Genomic DNA, 1546 nt, shown 5'->3' on the forward strand with positions numbered 1-1546 from the left:
CTAGTGCTGCTCCGCGTTAATTCGTGGAGGGGTGTTGATCAGGCTGCCTCCTTGAGTGGGGTGCCGTCGTAGGTCCAGCGGAAGGGCTTGGCGGTCTTGTTGCGGTTGATGATGTAGCTGTCGAGCTTGTCGATGAGGTCGTCGCGACTGGTGAAGTCACCGTGTCGCAGGACGCTGCGGGTCAGGGCGGAGAAGACCAGTTCGATCTGGTTGAGCCATGAGGCGTGGGGCGGGGTGAAGTGCGTCGTCCAGCGCGGGTGGGCCTTGAACCACGCCTTGGTGTGTTTGGCGGTGTGCGAGGAGCCGTTGTCCAGCACCACGTGGATGTCCGTGCCCTCGGGGATGAGCGCGTCAATGCGGTCGAGGAACGCGGTGAAGGTGACCGCGTTGTTGCGGGCGATCACCTCGGTGAGGACTTCGCCGGTGCGCACGTCGAGCGCGGCCGTGAGGGAGGCGGTGCCGTGGCGGACGTACTCGAACTCCTGGTGGGCTGCCCGGCCCGGGGCGGCGGGGCGGCCGGGGTGCTTGCGGGAGCGGGCCGCGATCGCGGTCTTCTCGTCGATCGACAGCAGTACCGCGCCCTGGGGCGGGTTGCGGTACAGGTCGCAGATGTGTTCGGCGCGCTGCCAGAACTCGGGGGTGTCGCGGCGGGTGAGCCACCCGCGGACCTTGTGCGGCCTCAGGTCCAAATCGGCGAGGATCCGGCCGACTTGAGAGGGCGAGATGGCCGCGAAGATGGTGCCCGCGACCCGCTCGGCGATGGCCCGGTGGGTCCACGTCGCCTGCGGGTGTGGCGGCGCGCTCGTCGCGGCGGCCACGATCGCCACGCGGACCTTGTCGTCGTAGACCTTGGGCCGGCCCGGGCGTCCGGCGTCCTTCAGACCGTCCAGGCCGTGCTCGGCGAAGCGGCCGCGCCACTTGCGCACCGTGTTGACGGCAACGTCCAGCTCGCGCGCTATCTGCGCGTTGGCCAGGCCTTCGGCGGCGGCGAGCATGATCCGGGCTCGCAGAACCTCACGGACCTGGGCTTTCGCCGACACGGCCAGCCGCTCCAGCGTTCTGCGTGCTTTCTCGTCCAAGGTCACGGCAACCGCCGCGACCGCCCCGCCCGGCTGCCTGCGCACGTTCATGATCAATGATCATGGCGGCCCGTCCATGAACCGGGCAGGATGGGGGCCGTGCCGAAGAACCCGCCCGACTCGATGCAGCACCACCTGCGCGTTCGCCTGAACGCCCGCGCGACGGAGTGCTGGCCGCAACTGGCCCGCGTCGAGGTGCGCTTCCGCGCCGGATTCGCCTACGTGAGCGGCGAGCTGAAGATCGGCGAGCAGATCCCCTTGTGCCGCCTGCGCTTCACCGGAGTCCTGCACACCTGGGGCTTTGCTCTGTATCTGGCCAGCCGAGACAAGTACGAGGACAACCTCCTGCCCACCGGCCTTCCCTTCGGCAGCCCCGAGGACTGCTTCGACTGTGCCTGCGGCCTCTACCTCGGCGGCCCGGCCACTTGATCAACACCCCTCCACGAATTAACGCGGAGCAGCACTAG

Annotated in this window: 2 protein-coding genes; one reads left to right on the forward strand and one right to left on the reverse strand. The window is 68.6% G+C overall.

What is annotated here, in order from left to right; all coding sequences use genetic code 11:
- Positions 1-38 precede the first annotated feature (38 nt).
- Positions 39-1130: an IS630 family transposase gene (locus tag ACZ38L_RS39475; protein ID WP_465702986.1), complete on the reverse strand. Its 1092-nt coding sequence runs from the start codon at positions 1128-1130 to the stop codon at positions 39-41.
- A 48-nt stretch (positions 1131-1178) separates the two neighbouring features.
- On the opposite strand from ACZ38L_RS39475, the gene ACZ38L_RS39480 reads away from it, so the two are divergent.
- Positions 1179-1508: a hypothetical protein gene (locus ACZ38L_RS39480; protein WP_465702988.1), complete on the forward strand. Its 330-nt coding sequence runs from the start codon at positions 1179-1181 to the stop codon at positions 1506-1508.
- Positions 1509-1546: the final 38 nt, after the last annotated feature.

It is taken from the genome of Kitasatospora sp. NPDC024654 (genome assembly GCF_055559155.1).

Coding starts and splice junctions, on each gene's coding strand:
- ACZ38L_RS39475 (WP_465702986.1), bottom strand. CDS start 1,130: ATGAACGTGCGCAGGCAGCCGGGCGGGGCGGTCGCGGCGGTTGCCGTG.